General features: G+C 33.9%; 19 protein-coding genes and 1 pseudogene. 8 read left to right on the forward strand and 12 right to left on the reverse strand.

Translation table 11 applies throughout. The features are described from left to right. Positions 1–146: 146 nt before the first annotated feature. On the forward strand, positions 147–326 hold the full coding sequence (locus tag HR057_RS16040) for a hypothetical protein (protein WP_173732456.1): 180 nt from the start codon (positions 147–149) through the stop codon (positions 324–326). Between the two features lie 75 nt (positions 327–401). Here the strand turns inward: HR057_RS16040 and HR057_RS16045 are convergent, their stop codons facing one another. Beyond that, positions 402–1,655 carry an MFS transporter gene (locus HR057_RS16045; RefSeq protein ID WP_230474500.1) on the reverse strand — a complete coding sequence of 418 codons (1,254 nt, stop codon included), beginning with the start codon at positions 1,653–1,655 and terminating at the stop codon, positions 402–404. Between the two features lie 853 nt (positions 1,656–2,508). Between HR057_RS16045 and HR057_RS16050 the strand changes: the two genes are divergently transcribed. Both HR057_RS16050 and HR057_RS16055 read left to right on the forward strand, forming a co-directional pair. Continuing rightward, a complete protein-coding gene (locus HR057_RS16050) occupies positions 2,509–3,924 on the forward strand; it encodes a glycoside hydrolase family 18 protein (RefSeq protein WP_173732457.1) in 1,416 nt (471 codons plus the stop codon). A gap of 48 nt (positions 3,925–3,972) precedes the next feature. Next, positions 3,973–5,389, forward strand: a pseudogene (locus HR057_RS16055) (LysM peptidoglycan-binding domain-containing protein). Positions 5,390–5,784: 395 nt separating this feature from the next. Here the strand turns inward: HR057_RS16055 and HR057_RS16060 are convergent. Further along, positions 5,785–6,036 carry an aspartyl-phosphate phosphatase Spo0E family protein gene (locus tag HR057_RS16060; RefSeq protein ID WP_173732458.1) on the reverse strand — a complete coding sequence of 84 codons (252 nt, stop codon included), beginning with the start codon at positions 6,034–6,036 and terminating at the stop codon, positions 5,785–5,787. 313 nt (positions 6,037–6,349) lie between these two features. On the opposite strand from HR057_RS16060, the gene HR057_RS16065 reads away from it, so the two are divergent. Then, positions 6,350–6,850, forward strand: a complete 501-nt coding sequence (locus HR057_RS16065) for a CBO0543 family protein (protein ID WP_173732459.1) — start codon at positions 6,350–6,352, stop codon at positions 6,848–6,850. 387 nt (positions 6,851–7,237) lie between these two features. Here the strand turns inward: HR057_RS16065 and HR057_RS16070 are convergent, their stop codons facing one another. Further along, positions 7,238–7,744, reverse strand: coding sequence for a DUF1648 domain-containing protein (locus tag HR057_RS16070; protein ID WP_173732460.1), 507 nt, complete (start codon positions 7,742–7,744; stop codon positions 7,238–7,240). A gap of 175 nt (positions 7,745–7,919) precedes the next feature. Continuing rightward, a complete protein-coding gene (locus HR057_RS16075; protein WP_173732461.1) occupies positions 7,920–8,852 on the reverse strand; it encodes a substrate-binding domain-containing protein in 933 nt (310 codons plus the stop codon). A 270-nt stretch (positions 8,853–9,122) separates the two neighbouring features. On the opposite strand from HR057_RS16075, the gene modA reads away from it, so the two are divergent. After that, positions 9,123–9,938 (forward strand): molybdate ABC transporter substrate-binding protein, encoded by an 816-nt coding sequence (modA, locus tag HR057_RS16080; protein WP_173732462.1) that lies wholly within the window; start codon positions 9,123–9,125, stop codon positions 9,936–9,938. Beyond that, a complete protein-coding gene (gene modB, locus HR057_RS16085; protein WP_173732463.1) occupies positions 9,919–10,587 on the forward strand; it encodes a molybdate ABC transporter permease subunit in 669 nt (222 codons plus the stop codon). Before modA ends, modB begins: the two co-directional genes overlap by 20 nt. A 49-nt stretch (positions 10,588–10,636) precedes the next feature. On the opposite strand, the gene HR057_RS16090 is transcribed toward modB, so the two are convergent. From HR057_RS16090 to HR057_RS16125, 8 genes are all read right to left on the reverse strand, one after another. After that, on the reverse strand, positions 10,637–10,885 hold the full coding sequence (locus HR057_RS16090) for a PepSY domain-containing protein (protein ID WP_374723608.1): 249 nt from the start codon (positions 10,883–10,885) through the stop codon (positions 10,637–10,639). Between the two features lie 313 nt (positions 10,886–11,198). Continuing rightward, positions 11,199–12,092, reverse strand: a complete 894-nt coding sequence (locus HR057_RS16095; RefSeq protein ID WP_173732464.1) for a DMT family transporter — start codon at positions 12,090–12,092, stop codon at positions 11,199–11,201. A gap of 320 nt (positions 12,093–12,412) precedes the next feature. Continuing rightward, positions 12,413–14,170: a methyl-accepting chemotaxis protein gene (locus tag HR057_RS16100; protein ID WP_173732465.1), complete on the reverse strand. Its 1,758-nt coding sequence runs from the start codon at positions 14,168–14,170 to the stop codon at positions 12,413–12,415. 553 nt (positions 14,171–14,723) lie between these two features. Next, positions 14,724–14,885, reverse strand: coding sequence for a hypothetical protein (locus HR057_RS16105; RefSeq protein ID WP_173732466.1), 162 nt, complete (start codon positions 14,883–14,885; stop codon positions 14,724–14,726). Between the two features lie 236 nt (positions 14,886–15,121). Beyond that, positions 15,122–15,451: an ATP-binding cassette domain-containing protein gene (locus tag HR057_RS16110; RefSeq protein WP_173732467.1), complete on the reverse strand. Its 330-nt coding sequence runs from the start codon at positions 15,449–15,451 to the stop codon at positions 15,122–15,124. Between the two features lie 2 nt (positions 15,452–15,453). Beyond that, entirely contained in the window at positions 15,454–15,672 is a 219-nt protein-coding gene (locus HR057_RS17440; RefSeq protein ID WP_173732474.1) for an ATP-binding cassette domain-containing protein, read from the reverse strand. Between the two features lie 111 nt (positions 15,673–15,783). Beyond that, a complete protein-coding gene (locus HR057_RS16120) occupies positions 15,784–16,122 on the reverse strand; it encodes a hypothetical protein (protein WP_173732468.1) in 339 nt (112 codons plus the stop codon). 584 nt (positions 16,123–16,706) lie between these two features. Then, positions 16,707–17,195: an HXXEE domain-containing protein gene (locus HR057_RS16125; RefSeq protein WP_173732469.1), complete on the reverse strand. Its 489-nt coding sequence runs from the start codon at positions 17,193–17,195 to the stop codon at positions 16,707–16,709. A gap of 528 nt (positions 17,196–17,723) precedes the next feature. On the opposite strand from HR057_RS16125, the gene HR057_RS16130 reads away from it, so the two are divergent. Then, on the forward strand, positions 17,724–18,212 hold the full coding sequence (locus tag HR057_RS16130) for a GNAT family N-acetyltransferase (protein WP_173732470.1): 489 nt from the start codon (positions 17,724–17,726) through the stop codon (positions 18,210–18,212). Between the two features lie 465 nt (positions 18,213–18,677). Further along, positions 18,678–18,863, forward strand: coding sequence for a hypothetical protein (locus HR057_RS16135; protein ID WP_173732471.1), 186 nt, complete (start codon positions 18,678–18,680; stop codon positions 18,861–18,863). Positions 18,864–19,447 lie beyond the last annotated feature (584 nt).

Below are 19,447 nucleotides of genomic sequence, written 5' to 3' on the forward strand. Positions count from 1 at the left end.
GTAGGATAATCTTCTATTCCTTAAAATGTTCATAGAATTGTTAGTATTTTATTAAGGTTTAATAGTAGAATAAAAGTTATATAAGGAATATTATGGAAATTATGTTGTTTTAAGGTAATAACTAGAACAATTAAAGGAGGATAAACATGATTTCAAATATAGGCACTGGAGGTATAGTCCTCTTTATAAATATTATTCTTTTGATTGTTTTTCTATTTATTCTGTATTTAGTAATTTCAACAGCAGTCAGGGATGGGATTAACAAATCTGTAGTCGGCAAATATATCGAAAAGAAATATGTAGATGGTCAGGGTAAAAAAGATTAAATGGGATTTAACACATACAATTTCATTTAAAAAAGGTGCAGATACCATCATAGCACCTGCACCTTCCTGCATCAATTATTTCGATTCCACAATCTTCATATTGTACAAAGGTAAAATAAAACTCAAACCGATTAAAAACAAAACAGCAGAAGCTTCAAACATAGCTGTTAAGGAGAACATTTCTTTTAATATACCAGCAAGACTCATCGTTAAAACCATTGAACCAGTAAACATTGGGCTTAAAATCCCGTTCACCCTGCCAATAAAAGCTCCTTCTGTACTTTGTAAAATCCATGTGTTAATGCCGATATGAATACAAGGCAGCATCAAACCAATAAAAAGCTCTGCCAAAAGGGTAATCCAAATACTTGATGAGAAGCCAATGATTGAAAGGCCAATGACATTGGACAGCATTCCAAGTGCGAGTAACCTTTGTGGAGGAACATTTTTTAAGAAAATCATAACTAATGCTCCCCCAACAATCATACCGGCCCCATTCGCTGTAATTAACCATTGCAAGTTTTCTTTCGGCAATCCTAATTGTTCAGTAACAAGAAAAATCGTAAGTGGTTGAATCAATCCAAGCCCAAGGCCTGCTCCCATAAAACATAATCCTAACAAACTTAGATCTTTCTTCTGTAACACATATTTAATTCCACTTTTCATTTCTTCCCACAAAGTTGTTTTAGAAGCAACTTCACGCTCTGTTTGATTGCTATTTGGTAGAAAAGCAAGGGCGACTGCTGATAAAACAAAAGCGATACCTGTTACAGCAATTGATACTTGAATCCCAAACGTATCATACATAAATGTTCCAATAATTGGACCTAACACCATAAATACAGAAAACAACGTTTGGTAAAAAGACATTCCTTGTTGCATTTGTTCTACTGGCAAATGCATTTTAAAAAGCTTCAACCCTGACGGCTGAGAAAATTGGGAAAGAATTGCCGAAATTAATGTTGCAAAAAACACCGCTTGCCAAGTTCCAAATATTAGTGTAACCAACACGGCAAAAATCGATAAGGCACTTAATAGATCACACCAAACCATTGTCTTTTTTGGATTCAAACGGTCAGCAAATGTACCACCTATAAATGAAAAGAGAAAAATCGGAGCGAACTCTGCCACAGAAATCATCGATACGGCAAATGAATCTCCATTCGTCTTTTCCATTACAAAAAGCAAAATAGCAAAATTTCGCACCCAGATTCCAATTTGTAAAAATAATCCAGAAATAATAATTGACTGGAAAACGCGATTTTGGAACAAACTACCCGACTTCGCATGACTGTTATTTGTTAATGTACTTGCAGTATTTCTATCCAAAATAAAAAACCTCCTGTTCATCATCTGGATAGGAGGCAGCACAAAATACAACAACAAAGAATGCATTTGAATCCTCAAAAAAGGAGACAAATACCCTTCAAAGCTTGTATTTGATTATGACATACTAATCCTATCCAGAAAAAATTGTAAATGAGAACTGCTCAAGATTAAGAAACTGCTATGAAGTTTTTCACTGAACAGACCTCTGCTACTTTTTCATCAAATAGGATTAGTAAATCATTTGATCAAATTCACCCTTTCTTTTTGCTAATCAAATACTATACACGATTTTTTTCTTGAAGGCAAGTTTTTTTAATATATTTTTCTTTCCATCAAACGTTTATTTAATTTGGAAATGTAGAAACGGTTCATCCGTTTCTTAAAATTTTGAAACAGTAGAACCGTCCTTATGAAAATTTTATTAAGATTTTTTCTTCATTGCTATCTTATTAAAAGTGCTATGAAATAAAGCCAATAGGTAAGTATATTTTTGCAACGTTCAATTAAAAAGCCAACAACTTGACCACATAACCACATATTAATATTTTCCGATATCACGAACTACAATATATTTAGGACAAAGCCAATGCTATAATACACTTCCCCTATTTCTCCAACTAAAATTTTATTAAGGCTACCCATTATTTTTAATCCTATAAAATGCCAATTTCTTGAACAAGCAAGTCCTATATTTTCCCATTCTACTTATCAAGAGCGGAACATGTCGAAAACAAAAAGCAGTTGTTTAGAAGCAAGTAAGCCACCCTCTCCTACGAATATCTGCCAAATTCCTTTCATAAATTTGTTTAGAATGCTGAAGAATTGTGTACCTTTATGAGAAAGGATGATCAACATGTATATTCATTTGGTCCAGCCAGGTGATACTTTATGGAGAATTTCCCAAAAATATGGGGTTGCCATCGAACAAATCATCGCTGCAAATGAAATGACAAATCCAAACCTTTTGGTTGTTGGACAGTCATTAGTTGTGCCAACAGCTGCCAGGTATCATATTATTCAACTTGGTGAAACTTTGTGGAGCGTGGCTCAAAGGTACGGCGTTACCGTTGAAGCCCTTATTTTTGAAAACCAAATAAAAAATCCTAATTTAATTTATCCTGGGCAGCGTTTAAAAATTCCATCTAATTTTCATTTCGTCCAGTTTGGTGAAACACTTTGGTCCATTTCTGTAAAGTACGGCGTTCCCCTCAAAGATATAATCCTTGTTAACAATATTGCAAACCCATCGCAAATTTTCCCAGGTCAACGTCTCATAATTCCAGAACAAGTAAAGCCTCTTATTGAAGTAAATGCTTATATTACAACTTTTGATCAAAACGCACAGCAAATCATCAGGAAAATCGGCAGCTATTTAACATATATTAGTCCATTTAGTTATCAAGCAAGAGCCGATGGAACAGTACGGATGATCAATGAAACAGGATTATTGAATATTGCAAAAGCTTCATCTGTATCCCCGTTAATGATATTGACCAATTTTAGCGAAGGAGAATTTAGCTCTGACCTTGCACATGAAATCTTCCAAAACGTAGACATTCAAAACAAATTGCTAGATAACATTATCCAAATTATGCAACAAAAAGGATATAGAGGATTAAATATTGATTTTGAGTATTTATACCAGCAAGATCGTGAAAATTATAATGCTTTTTTACGGCGTGTCGTCAATCGCCTTCATCCATACGGTTATACTGTTTCGACTGCAATCGCACCGAAGTATTCAGCTGATCAAAAAGGATTGTTATATGAAGCCCATGATTACCCGGCACACGGAGAAATCGTCGACTTCGTTGTCATAATGACTTACGAATGGGGATGGTCTGGTGGTCCGCCAATGGCAGTTGCACCAATTAGTGAAGTACGGAAAGTGATTCAATATGCATTGACAGAAATTTCAAGCAATAAAATTATGATGGGAATGCCATTATATGGTTATGATTGGACATTGCCTTATGTCCAAGGAGGACCTTGGGCACGAACTTTAAGCCCGCAAGATGCTGTCATGCAAGCGGCAAAATATGGAGTGGTCATTCAATTCGACGAAAGAGCCAAATCCCCATTTTATCGATATTTTGATGAACAAGGAAAAGAACATATCGTTTGGTTCGAAGATGCCCGCAGTGTCCAAGCAAAATATGATTTAGTAAAAGAACTTCACTTGCGGGGTGTAAGCTATTGGGTTTTAGGGAATCCATTCCCGCAAAATTGGCATGTTCTAGCGGATAATTTCCGAATTCAAAAATATTAGATAAAAAATCCCGATGGTTTTTACTACCTTTGATGGGAGGAAAAAATCTTGATTATCCATGTTGTTCAAAGAGGAGAAACATTATGGAGTATTGCCAACCGTTATCGCGTAACGATTGCCCGAATAATTGAAATAAATGAATTGGCATATCCCAACCAATTGGTTGTTGGACAGTCACTAGTGATTCCTACCCCGTACACGGCTCATACTGTAAGATCTGGGGAAACATTGTGGATGATTGCTGACCGTTATGGGATTACGGTTGACGATATTGTCAGGGCGAACCACATGACAAACCCTTCTCTCATCTATCCAGGTACAACCTTACAAATCCCTGCCCGAAAGCATATCATACAGACCGGCGAGACACTTTGGAAAATTGCCCAAACTTATGGAACGACCATTGATGACATCTTAAAAGTAAATCAAATTCAAAATCCGAATCTATTGTATCCAGGTGTTCCAATCATTATTCCAAGGCAAAAACCAACGATCATAACAAATGCATTTACGTATCATTCAGGGAAAGAAGCTGAACAAATTGTTGAAAAAGTTGCAGAACATTTAACCTACCTTGCCACTTTTGCCTATGTCATACAACCCGATGGATCTTTAAAACTCTATATGGCAGACGATTCCGATGCGATCGGGATCTGTTTGGCAAAAAGGTGTATTCCGATGATGTCCATTACAAATTTCACAGTGACGGAAGCAGGCGAAAATGTTGCCCATGCTGTGTTGGCAAGCGAAGAAAACAAACAAAGATTACTAAACAATATTTTAAAAATCATGAAAGAAAAAAATTATCGCGCATTAAATATTGACTTTGAAAATGTATTACCTGCCGATCGCGAATTGTATAACCAATTCCTCGAGCAAGCTGTTGATACACTTCACCGGGAAGGGTATTTTGTGTCAACTTCTTTGGCACCGAAAATTAGTGCAGCAAAAAGGGCTGCTGTATGAGGCCCATGATTATCCTGCCCACGGCAGAATCGCAGACTTTGTTGTCCTTATGACTTATGAATGGGGATACCGGCTAGGACCACCCCGCTCAATTTCGCCTTTAAATGAAATCAAAAGGGTGCTTGATTATGCTGTTTCAGTCATTCCAAGAAAAAAAATTCTTATGGGATTCCAATTATATGCAAGAGATTGGAGAATTCCGCATGTTCAAGGTCAAGAAGCTGAAACATTCAGTCCGCAGGAAGCCGTCGCAAGAGCCATAAAATATGGTGCAACGATCCAATACGACCCTATTTCAGCATCCCCTTTCTTCCGGTATACGGATGAGCAAGGAAGACGCCATGAAGTGTGGTTTGAGGATGCAAGAAGCGCCCAAGCCAAATTTGATACAATCAAAGATTATAATTTGCTTGGTGTAAGTTATTGGGTTCTGGGTTACCCTTTTCCGCAAAACTGGGTTCTTCTTGAAGATAATTTTAAAATTCAAAAATTAATATAAGACAAACAGTTTGAAATGATGGAAATGTCCGAATTCAGCACTTTTCTTGTGGAAACGAAAGGAGTTCTTTGAAAGATACAGACGGATTTTATACTTAATGAATCGGCTTCAGTCCGAATCAATACAGAGACCTAACTAGGATAGCCAATCTCCATTGGGCTCAGACGGAATAGGCATTGTGTTTGAATAATAAACTAAGGGCTTGTCCAAAAGTGGAATTCCCATAAACTATAAACATCAAAAATGAAGAAACACAACATTTGAAAGAACGATCGAAAGGATAAAAGGTAAATGTACACTTTCTGGAAGCCCTTTTTTACTTTCATTTCCTACCTGAAGAGCTTCTTTATAAAACAACTTCAATATTCATTTGTAAAATCAACTCAGTCAAAGAATTAAAATGCAACCTGCCCGGTAGCACCAATGGATGTTTGCTTAGCTGTTATAGATTCAAATTCATTTAATAATTGGTCGAGCTTTTGACTAATTTCAACGGTTTCTTGATGATGAAAACCTTTTTTGTATGCTGATTCTACCATCATCATCCGAAGTTCCTCAATCTTTTTCTTTAACCCTTCTATCCCAACAATAAATTTATGATTTTCGAGTGAGATAGGGGCTTTTAATTCATTGACATTTTTCTTCATTTTTATCCCCTATTCTTCTAAATTATTCTACATACATTTTTGAATTATGAAAAAATTCCTATACTTATTTTACCAAATTTTATAATAAATTGTAACAAACTTTTATTTTTGTAAAAAATTTTTTACCATTTTTACATATATTTCCACAAAACATGTCCATACTATACGTAGTGGTATTTATTGTATCACTCCATTCACTATATAGCAACAAACCTCCATTTCATAAATATCTATAGAGCTTAAGACCTATCATTTCAATTTCTATTGTTTTATTTCTCATTAAATTGAAAAAATATAAGAAGAGGAGATTCACTTGCATATCTTACTAGCAATAGGTGTAATTATCGCTTCAAAATTTTTCGGGGACTGGAAAAAGTGGGAACAATATTATCCATCAATGTTATATACCGCATTAGCGAGTTCTTTATATGAATTTCTATCTCATCATACTTTCCATTTGTGGGAACTGGAGCCACATGTTTATACAAACCATCTTTTAACCCATATACTGCATTCCTTCTTTATTTATCCGATGTCAATTTTTTTATATTTATCTAATTATCCTGATGACAATTATTTCAAACAAGCCATTTATATTATTAAATGGATCCTTATTTTCTTTGTAATCGAGTGGTTAATGGTTAAATATTTTTCTATGATCTCACATCATAACGGATGGTCATTGGGATGGTCGCTATTTTTTGATGTTGTAATGTTCGTGGTAGTTCGCATACATTATAAAAATCCAAAAGTAGCTTTAGCCTTATCGGTGTTTTGGGCGTTTTTTTATCTATTTGTTTTTGACTATATTTAGAAAAACTTTTGTACACTAACAAAAGGACGGATGGATTCTTATAGACATTCAAGGTGACCCTCCGTATTCCTTTACAATCAGTAAAGAATAGCTCTTACCCCTAGAACCACCAAGCTTTTAAGTTCAAAGTTTGGTGGTTCATTATATTCACTAATCTTTCCTTTTTATATCTTTTTCAAATGGCCAACCATCTTTCCTTCAGTAATTATTTGGGCTTATTAAAAATGATTATTTCTATCCCCCAATCATTTGGAGCAAAATACTTTTCAATGAAAGCAATATATTTACCAATCGATTGTGATTGTTAATGATAAAATAAAAAAAGTAATTCTACTTAGACTGGACTAGAGCGTTACAAGCAAAATTTCCTTCAAAATACATCGTTTTCTATTTAATTTTACTTTGTTTAATCATTCCAATTATAATGGGGGCAATTGTACCAATAATAATGAGCGGCAACAGCCATTTACCAAATCTGATTCCCCACCCTAAAGCATCAGAAACCATTTCAAATAATAACACCCCAAAAAGGATAAGGCATATATTTTTCAATTGATTAACAAGTTTCCGGCTAATTAAATAAAATTGTTCAGCATTCGCCTCGTTCAATCTTTCTGGATATTGATGAACTTCAGGATGTTTCTCCATTATTTGCATGAATAATAAAATCAATGCCCCTATGCCTGGAAGAATTAGCAATTCCCATTTTGACCCCCAACGGTCGATCTCTCCGAAAGCATTATAATGTGCAGGGACTTTTTCAGGAAGTATGTTCCAAACAGCAATTAATAAAACGATGGAACCGAAGTAAAAAGAATAACCGATAAAATCCCATAGCCATTCGCTCTTTGTTTTTGGAATTTTTAATTTTAGCCGCTCTTTATGAATTGGCATTTTAATCCTCCGTATATAAGAAATTATTTAATTATTTTCTATTCCTTCACTACTATTAAAATCATCATGATTATCTGCTTCCCGCTACTTTTAATTAAACGTTTGTTTAAATAAAAAATAACTGAAAAGGCACTTAACACTATAGCCCAATCAGTCATATCTTTTCATATATTTTTTATGATTCGTAAATTATTTTTCCTGTAAGACTAAGATCATAACCATTTAATTGTTCTAACTGAGAGCGAAATTCTTCAGAACAAACAGCTTCTTTCATGATTTTTACTAATTCATCGTTTTCTTTTGTTTTTAGCAACACTAAATCATACTGTTCTTTGATCAATGGTATAAAGTCGACATTTATCATTTTTGCAGCATTTTCAATGCCTACACCAACATCAGCTTGACCTCCAGCCACTGCTGAAGCTATTGAAAAATGACTTGTTAATTCCACACCATATCCCTTTACCGAATCTTTAGAAATACCATTTATTCTTAATTGCTCGTCTAACAGGACCCTTGCTCCTGAACCTTTTTCGCGATTTACAATCGTGACACCCGCTTTAGCTAAATCCTTCCACTCTTTAATATTTAGCGGATTTCCTTTTTTTACATAAAAGCCAGCCGTTCTACAAACTAAATTCATAAGGATAAATGGATGACTTACTAATAATCGTTTGACGTAGGGAAGATTATATTCTCCTGTGTCACCATCATATAAATGGACACTTACTACATCACATTCACCGTTATACATCGATATAAGGCTATTTAAACTGCCAGTATATGATCTTAGGGGAGTCAAAGATGTATTTTTTTCAATATGTTTGCTTAAAATATCTAAAACAAGATCCTGACCGCTTAACAAAACTTGATTTTTAACTCTATTTCTCGGTTTCTTATATTCTCTTGAATCATTTTTTTCTTCTTGTACAGCACCTGTTCTATTTTTCGATTTATATCTTTCAATTTCTTCGTGCTCAACCCTCATTTGCCTGCCGACTCTAAAGGCAACAAGATCCCCTTTTTTAATTAAATCATAAGCTGTCAATTTAGATATCTTTAATATTTGAGCCACTTCATCTATAGTATAGGAAATATTGTTATTCATACGATCACTCCCCTTTTATTATAACTGAATGATTAGGTATAGATAAATGTATACCAAGCCTTACTCATTGCAGTTTAATAATTATAAATAGTTATTAATTATATGGTTTTATATCAACAACGGAAGTTTGCATTCTTAATTAGTAAAAACAGGCAAAGTTTAATATTAAGAAAAATCAATGAAAAGTTATAACAAGTGTGAGGAAAGTCATTCTTTTTTATATTTAGTTATAATAAGATATAATTAGTTATAACTGATCGAGGTGAAAATATGAAAAAATCGGTTCAGTTTATTAGTTTTCTTTTCTGTATGCTCATATTTACAGTGGCTTGTTCTAATAACGAAAATGCTGATTCCTCTTCGAATAAGAACGAACAACTATCGAATACGACTAAATATGTTGAATTAACTATTTCAGCGGCTGCTAGTTTAAAGAATGCGATGGAAGTTATTCAACGTACATATCAAGAGGAACATCCCGATACAACGTTGACCTTCAATTTTGGAAGTTCAGGTGCTTTGCAGCAGCAAATCTCGCAAGGTGCGCCAGTTGATCTATTTTTCTCAGCAGCAGAAGAAAAATTTGATTATCTTGTTGAGGAAGGTTTGATTAATGAAGAAGATGGAATTGACCTTCTTGGAAATTCCCTTGTATTAGTTATTCCAAAAAACGAATCTTCTATAAATAGTTTTGAAGACCTTACAAAATCTGAAATTGATAGCATTTCAATCGGAACTTATGAAACCGTTCCAGCGGGAAAATACGCAAAAGAAGCTCTTGAAAAAATGGGTATATGGGAAGAAATTGAATCAAAAATCGTCTTTGCAAAAGATGTCCGCCAAGTATTATCCTATGTAGAAACTGGTAATGTGGACGCTGGGCTTGTGTACAAAACAGATGCACTAAATTCTGATAAAGTAGAGATCGTTGCATCTGCCGACCCCGCTATTCATGGTCCAATTATTTATCCAATCGGAATCATCAAAAACACAAAACATTACGAAGAAGCAAAAAAATTTTACGAGTATTTACAAAGCGATCATGCATTGAAGGTATTTGAGGAATATGGATTTACTATTAAGTAAAGAATTTTTAAGTCCCATTTGGTTATCAGTAAAAACAGCTGCGGTATCAGGGACGGTTGTAATTGTGTTCGGAACATTAATAGGAAGATTTTTAGCGAGAAAATCTTTCAAAGGTAAAGCAGCATTAGAAACAATACTCATGCTTCCGATGGTTCTGCCACCGACGGTTGTTGGCTTTTTCCTTATTGTATTTTTTGGAAAAAATAGCATCGTTGGGCAGACTATTGAGTGGCTTTTTCATCAGCCCATCATATTCACTTGGTGGGCTGCTGTAATAGCTTCAACTGTCGTGGCATTTCCATTGATGTATCAGTCCGCAAAATCGGGATTTCAAGGAGTTCCTCTTGAAATTGAAGAAGCAGCCAAAGTTGATGGAGCAAATGAATGGAAAATTTTCTTATTTATTTCGATTCCATTAGCTTCAAAATCTCTTATTACTGGAAGTATATTAAGCTTTGCACGTGCATTGAGTGAATTTGGTGCTACCTTGATGTTTGCCGGCAATATACCGGGGAAAACACAGACAATTCCAACAGCCATATATATAGCGATTGATTCTGGAAATATGACAATGGCATGGATGTGGGTCATTTCAATTGTTATTCTTTCCTTTATGATGTTACTGTTTGTCCGAGCAAAACAAGAATAAATAGATTAAAGCGGCTGTAACATGTGCAGCCACTTTAATCTATTTCTTTTTAGTCAAAATCATTTTCTTGTTCTATTTTTAAAACCCTTCCTGATTTCGCCAAAATCTCAACTTCAATTATTCGGTTGTCCTGCGTTAATATGAAAACTTCATAAACTAATACACCATTTTCTAAATCCATATCAACATGTAGAATTTCTCCTGGTACATGGCTCAGAGCAATCTCTTGAGCTTGTTCTTTCGTTATTCTTTGTCTATACACCGGCGTCATGTTGTTATGATAAAAATAATCGTACAAAACAAAATCCCTCCACCATAAAAAGTTCAACCCATTTATCCATATGAATGAGACAAACCATTGGTGCAAAATCACTATTTCAGTGAAAAGTAAATATTTGTGAAGGACAAGTCTTCCGTAACGCTTAGTTTTTACGGTCAAAAAAAGGCCATCCTTTGTTGATTGAAGGATCGCCTAGCTTTTAATATTTATTTCAGAAATGTCAACATAACCACAAACTACTTGATAAATATAAATGGTGTTTCAATCGTTTTCAGGAACTTATTTGTTTTTACATTTGGATATGAAAGTAGTTGTTCCTTTGAAGAATTGGTCACAAAACGATTGTTTCTTTATTTTCTATTTGCTCATTTTTATTTTTTCGATACAATTCTCCAATTGCTGCCCCGCCTATAATCAATACAGCCCCAATCATTTGTATAGGGCTCAATTTTTCACCTAAAATGGCAGCTGAAAAAATTAAAGCCGAAAGTGGCTCTAAAGCTCCGAGAATGGACACCGTCTGCACTGAAAGACTACCAATGGAAGAAAAATATAAATAACAGCCGATCCCAGTATTTACAACGCCTAAAAGCAATATTGGCAGTAAACTTCCTTGCGAAATACCGACTGAAAATCCTTGTTTGATACCAATAAAAATTGAAACAGTTAAAAAGCTTGTAAATAACTGCCACATGGAGTTTTCAAGTCCCGTGATCGTTTTTGCCTTTTTATTAAAAATGACCATCACAGCATACATAATTGCTGATAATATTCCGCAAATGAAACCCCAGTATGTTCCGCCCTCTGAAGAAACTTGCCCATTTACACAAATCAACCCAATGATTACAGCAAGAAATCCAACTATTTTAGCACTCGTCAACTTTTCCTTAAATATTAGTGGAGAAAGAATCATGACGATAACAGGACCGCAATAATATGCAAGAGTAGCAATGCTGACACCGATTTGTGTGAATGCCTCATATAAAAACATCCAACTAGCACCCATGGCTACGCCTGAAATCAATAAATAAAGTAAATGTATTTTGTTAATAAAAAACTGAAACTTCTGCTTTGTCCATATGAACACTAATAAAAGAAAAAGACCGCCAATCAAAGTCCGCCAAAAGACAATTTCGTAACTGTTCAATAAAATGTAACTTGCTACAATCCCGTTCGTACCAAACATGAGCAGTGAAGATATGTATTTCATATAGGCGCTTTTCATTTCTGTTTCCATCCTTTTCTTTTCAAACTTGAATTATTATAACACACACATTATTTTAATAAAACGAATGTTGCTCATGATGGTTTTTATAATAAAACGATCTCAAAAACTTAACAATATTGGCCTCCAACCAACACTTAGCGGTCATTCAAAAAAACAGCTGTTTCGTTTGATTCTTTATCATTACCACACTAGTGTACAAAAACAACATTTGATCTGAAATAAAATCTTAATATATTTCTATTCCAATCGAAATAGAAAAAACGGGAACCTTAAGAAAAATTAGATTCCCGTTTTTTAAATGGCTTATTATTATTTTCCTAATGAATGATTTTTGTTGATTTTTTTGAAAGAGAATCTTCAAGTTTCGATAGTAAATGCATCCAATGATCCGATGCTTGTTCAAGCTGCTGCAACGCTTGTTCAGCATCATGAATATTTCCTCTCTTATAATTCTCTACAGCGATTTTTGCAAAATGATGAACCTGCTTATGAGGTTCCTCTAATTCCTTATAGATAGGATTTCCTTTTATAAGTGGAGGCAAATCACCATAATACCATTTACCAAACCCACAGTCCTCATAAGTAATTACTTGATTAGCTTCAATCGTTTCGATTCCCAGCAACATATTATAGATTTTCCACTTTAAAATAAGGTGCTCTGTTTTGACTATTCGAATCATATCATTTGTATTAAGTTTTACATTAATCCCCAAGAAAGAATTTCGATGATGATCCATTTTTATACTCAAATCGTAAATAATCTTCGCAGTTTCTTTGGCAACTTCTTGGTTGTGAATACTATGATCATGAATAACAGAATTCCGCTCCGTAATCTCTGCAATAACAGAGGACTGTTCCTCAGTCATTGCAGCAATTTGAGATGTTGAATGGCTGATTTCTTTCATCGTTGAAACAATCTGCGCATTTACTTCTCTAGCGTTTTGAGCTCCCGCTACAGTTTTTTCAACAAGTTCGCCCGTATCTTTAATTTGTTGAATAACCTTGCCGGAAACATGCCTTAAAGAGTTCATATTTTTAGTAATCTGATTGATTTGTTCTTTTGTATGCTCAGCTAATTTTCGAACCTCTGATGCAACGACAGAAAAACCTCTTCCTTGCTCACCAGCACGTGCTGCTTCAATACTTGCATTTAAAGCAAGCAAATTCGTCTGATCTGCAATTTCATTTATAATATTTACAACTTGTTGAGTATGTCCAATTTCATTATCAAGTAGATTGACTTGTTCAACGATTTGATGATAAACATATCCAACCCGACTAATATCATCCAACGCTTTATCAATTTCCTCTTTACTTTGATCAGCAGTTCGCACCGCTTCATTTGTCCCTTCGGCTACTCTTGCAGTATGGTTGGCCACTTCTTGAATCGAAGCATTCATTTGTTCAGTAGCTGCTGTAACATTACAACTTTCCTCCAACTGTTTATCCATAGACGTAATCAATTGGCTCGTTGTATCTAATTGAATCGTATGATTAAGCAGATCATTAACTTCAAATAAGAACGACTTCATCGTTTCTTCCATATATACTTCAACCATCAATTGTTGATCATAGGCACCTAGTTTTTGTATTGCAATAACAGCCTGCATCATTTGGTGGGGATTATGGTGTAACTTTTCCATTAGGATGGATGTCATGGAATGGATTAACAAATGATGGGCGGCAATGAAATTTTCTGCAGTTAAATGAATTCGGCTATGGACTTGCCCTACAACAATTCTTGACAAAACGTATTCATGATTTATATTAGCTTGAAGGAACTGGTCTAGGTATCTCCCCATGGTTACTTTCAATCGATCTACAGTGGAATGTTCGATGATTATTTTCTTCAAATGATCAACAGACAAGACTTTATTATAAAATTGATGAATAATCTCATCTTTATATGGTACAAGTATTGGAGCGGCTTCCCTAACATGAGTTAACGTTTCTTGATTGATATTTAAAAACTTTAATTTTTCTTTAGCTCGTTCTCCAATTTGAGATATGTCTGTTGAATTTGAAAAGTTTAAATAGTCCTTCCATGGTTTTGTTTTTTTTGTAAAAAAGACCATAAATTCCTCTCCCTTTCAAAAGAACCCCTTAATCACAGTTCCTTCTTCCTATGTTAAAATGTCGAATTTTAGAGATTATTATCCAATTTTGGAAATTACTAAAACCATAGTATAAATGCAAACATCATTTGTCAATTGTATTTTTCAGTAATTTCAAAAAAGAATTTTCTTTAGTGGAACCACGCTAACAAAGAGGCATATAGTTCAAAGAAATATTTACTTTACGAGGGAGCTATTACTCTTATAAGGCAAACTACCTGTAATTTTCTCAGTCTTGACACTATTTTTTCATTAGAATAACTTACTTAAAATAAATGAAAATGTAATTATATACTATTAATGTTATTTTTTGTTTGGATTCTAATAATTAATAAAGGAAATGGTTTAATCATGGAATTTATTAAAATACTTTTTGGAAGTGTAAGGAGTATTAATTCGTTTTCTCATCGTCTATTATTTAATAGGAGTATCAATAAATTGGAGTATCTTAGTTAGAATGGTGATTGGAATATTAATAGCTTTTTTTATTAATAAAAAAGTAAAAAATAAAATATTAACCAATATTTTTTGCAACCTTTAAAATAAAATACCTTTTTATAAATTGATAAAGCAATTGTCTTGGCAATTCCTTTTGAAAATAGATTAGTAATGGCATATTTTTAAAAAATATTAATAAAACAATGATGACAATCAAACTAAGAAAGATAAATAACATCTTTGCACCTCCAATGATCCGGCCAAAGTTGAAAAGGCTCTATTTATACACAATTTATACACAGGTATAGTTGTGAATATGTTAATAACTAAATCCAGCCATTTGTTTTACTGTTCTCTTATGGCCTCAGATTATTGCCGTTTGCCATTTAATAAGCAAACCCTGCGACTATTGAACACTTGCCATTGGCCGCTTAAATGTGATTGATTTGTCCATTATAAATTACCAAGTATTCATCACATATTTTTTTCTAAACTATCTAAATCATGACTTGATACAATCAAAACAGTATTTTCGTTTTTATACTTTACTAATAGATTTTCAAGTGTTCTTTCTTGTATAGGATTCAAAGTAATAAAAGGTTCATTTAATAGAAATATTTTACTAATTTTTAAATAACCACAGACTAAACCGAATCGTTGAATAGTTTCTTTTGAACAGGCGTGTGGGTAATAATTCAAATATTCTTCTAAACAAAACCGTTTAATAAGATAGGATATTTTTGTCTCTGCTTCATTTTTTGCCATTCTGTTTAATTTACATAAAAAGGCAAATTGTTCAAACATCGTTAAATCTTGAAAAAAGCATGTTCATCTCCAATAAAGGTAACATCTAAGTCTAAATAATCTTTCTTGTAGATTCGTCTTCCTTCAAAAAAGATCTCCCCCTTTCGTTCATTTTGTAATCTAGCAACTGTTTTCAAAAAGGTTGTTTTGCCCGCACCATTTCTTCCTATAAGTCCATAAATTTTATTAGGTTCGATTGAAAGATTGATATTTCTTACGATCGTAGTATTTTAGTAACCTATTTCTAAGTTTTTAACCTCGACCATATTTAATCACTACCTAATATTGTTAAAAAGAAAGAATGGAATAATGGGTTCATTCTCCACAATCTATTAGGTGATTTCTCTTTTACTCTTGGAAAAAAACATAAGAAGAAAACAAATGAAGTAAGTAATACATGAAGCAATAAACCAAGAAAAGATTCCAGGTGTAAGCATTAAATACAAACTGATTGGCAAAGACCAAATAAATGCAGCTAACATAAGATATTTTTTATTCATAATAGAAGAAACGATAGCTAAACAAGCTGGAAGGAATAACATAAAAAATGTATTAACTGCTACAACTTTAGAACTTGAAGCTGTATAAGGGTTATAAAAAACTAAAATAATCCACAAAACAATACTAAATAAACCAGCGATTACTCCTAAAGTTAATCCCGTTCTCCTCAATTTCAATCTCCCTCTTTAGTTTATTTTTTTCAAAAATAAGTACACAAACCCTATTAAACAATTTCTCTTTTAGTTTAAGTTTATGAACAATGGTATATAGTTATATTGCAACTTTGTTTTTCTTTCTTCACAGAAACAACTCTCTAATAAATGCACCAATTCCAGCTGAACTGAGAACACCCTGTTACTTTTTAGAAAAATCGACAAAAATGCAAATGTTATTTTTTACAAATATTCAACTCCCATGCAATGCTTATGGGTTAGATCCTCGTTTTTTACAGGCGAAAAATACATAGTATTGCAGAATCGAATACAGAGAATTGCAACTTGACACGAAGACTCTCAGGTCTATTCCAAAGCCAGAAAGCGGGTATCAAGGACTGGATTCACCATATAAGGTTATCATAGCCACCACTTCATGTAATGTTGCTACTGAGCAGCTGCACTGCAAAACTAGTATTTTTATTTGGCAATATACAGATCCTCCCACCTGTCAGATCAACTCCCACATTGCCAATCCAAAAGCCTCTTGGGGTTGTGCACTCCGCAGCCTTAACACCCTACCTGAATTTGATTATCATCCGTTACAACGCCATCATTAGCCCAAAGATGACAGCAAGCATTCCAACGGACATGAACGGACTGGTTTTCCATGTTTTCCTAGTCATCAGGTGGTGAGCTTTCAATGTTCGAAACGCTATCACCGTATAAGGAAAGACAACCAATACCGCTGTGACAACACCTGGAGTATACATTCCCAATATCACGGTTTGCCCCGCATGGGTAAAAACATTGACAAACAAGATCAATATTGTTGAAACATACAGGTTCATGCTCAGTCCCACCTGGATCTGCCTGGTTGCGAAATAGGAAATAATGCCGTACAGGATCGTGATCATGGCAACTACCAGTCCAAACTTAGCGGGTTGATATCCCATGGCCTCTATCACTCGTTCAAATTGCGTGTCTTCAAACAAAAAACGGTTCTTTTCTATCCATTGCTGTGTCCAAAACACTTCCTCCAAATCGTGGATCAAAAAAACAACAGGACCCAGCCATATAATTTTTCTCAATGACACTTTCCTCACCTATCACGATACGCTTATTTTGAAGCGGCACTTCCGGCATTTAAGAAATTCGCAGATGAAGCCACTCAATTCTTTTTGGTTGCTTCAGGTTCACCGTATGTTTGCAAGTATTCCTTAAACCCACCGGCAATGCCAAACGTGTATTCCTTGGCATCCATCAGACAAACATAAATGCACTTGAACAGAGAATGCATTTCCGCAAGTTTCTTGAATTTTTCTATATGATATCACGTTATGGAATTGCAGGTAAGTGCCAACTATAAAGTCTGTCCTCACAAAATAATATATGGACAAAGGAAGGTTAACTCTACCTAGCGTCTATCATGGATCTTTACTCTAGAAGATTACTGGGTTGAGCAATCTCTCAACGTATAGCGAAAGAAATAGTTTTAGATAAAATAAATAAAAAGATAAATGATGTTTAATGGGAATTGGTTTCGATTTTCAATATTTAGTTATATGTATCTTGGGTGAATACCACTTCGAATAATGATTATAAGGAGGATTGACAGAATGATTCGTACAATGACGATGGAAGATCTTGAAAGTGTATTAGAAATCTATAATGATGCTATTTTGAATACCACAGCGCTATATCGCACAGATCCAGAAACGTTGGAAGAAAAACAAAAATGGTTTTTGGAAAATGAAAAGGAAAATAACCCGATGTACGTTTATGAAGAAAATAAAGAAGTTATTGGTTTTGCCACATTTAAACGATTTTATCCATATGAAGGGTATAAATTTTCCATGGAGCATTCTGTGTATGTCTCACCAAAACATCAAGGAAAGGGAATTGGAAAACAACTTTTACAAAAATTAATTGAAGAAGCGAAGAAACGAAAAGTGAGAACATTAGTTGCTGTTATTGATTCAGAAAATGTTGGAAGCATCAAATTACATGAACAGTTTGGTTTTCAATTGGTCGGTAGATTAAAACATATCGGATATAAATTTGGAAAATGGTTAGACATTGTCTATTATCAATTGCATTTATATTAAAGATGAAAAAAATGAAAATGGCTGGGATACACTCCACCTATAAACAAAGAGGAAAAAGGTTCAGATTCATCATTAAATCAATTGATTCATGAGATTGTAATGTGGAATTTAGGAGATTTAGTCAAGTTTGAAACAGGAGTTATTCCTTTTCTTAACTGACATTGTTTGTAATAAGCTGTTGTCAAATAATGTTAATAAGTTTGGAAAAGGGTTCTTATTTAGTGTGAATTTAGAACTCAAGGATAATGTCACTTATTTATCACCAAGTCAACCCATTCTTGATAAATATAACAAATGTTTTTTTATTATAGACCGTAATCCCACATGCAGTAGGTCCTAAGTTTTACACCTTTGCATAACCGATATGTCCGTTACTCAAAAAGTCATTTAGATGAAATTTGCGGAGAGCAAAAGGAATTTTATGGTAATATTTAATAACAAACTACATTTAATGGGGGCAAAAATATGTTAGGTTTGATTTTTTATATTATTTTTTTGATTGTTAGTCTATTTCTCCTGTATTTTATTATTTCAATAGCAGTCCGAGACGGTATTAACAAATCTATTGTTGGTCAATTTATCGAAAAAAAGTACGGATTCAAAGCCAGTAATAATTCATTTCTTGATCGAGATTTAGATAATGATAATTAAATTACAATCTTTAAGAAACGTGTGCGATGGCAAAACAATGCTGTCGCTATTTCATTTTTAGAATAGATTAGAATAAAATAGCGACAATTCCCAAAATATCCCTAAACAATACTTTCTTTTCTTCCCCCATCTCTCCAACTCCCTCAAGCACTTTTCCACTTTTTTTCATTATTATTCGATGGAATATTAACATCCCCACTTTTTTGAGCTTCTTCCTCATTTGTGAAAAGATTTTTCGCTTATTTTAAAAAAATAATAACGTTCCAGAATAGAGGTAAAGGTAAGGATAAAGGAGCGGATTTTCCTGCTTTCCTTCCCATATTTGCTCCTACTTTTTCCTTGTTAATCCTTGATATGACGGGGTTTTTTCAGCTTACCTTCCTGCCTTATTTCAAGCAAAAAAAAACGAATATCTGCTAATGTGGGGCAGTCCACCTTCGTTTTTGGAAAGCCTTTTTTATTTAAAGAAGAGTATTTTTTGTAAGGAATGGTTTTATTGTTTTGGAACATCAAAGTCCTTGATATGATAAGCATGACCACCACATTTGGTATAGAGCTCTTTAATTAAGCGATTGTTTAAACAA

Origin of the sequence: Calidifontibacillus erzurumensis (genome assembly GCF_013303125.1) — a bacterium.
Classification (GTDB): Bacteria; Bacillota; Bacilli; order Bacillales; family Bacillaceae_J; genus Calidifontibacillus; species Calidifontibacillus erzurumensis.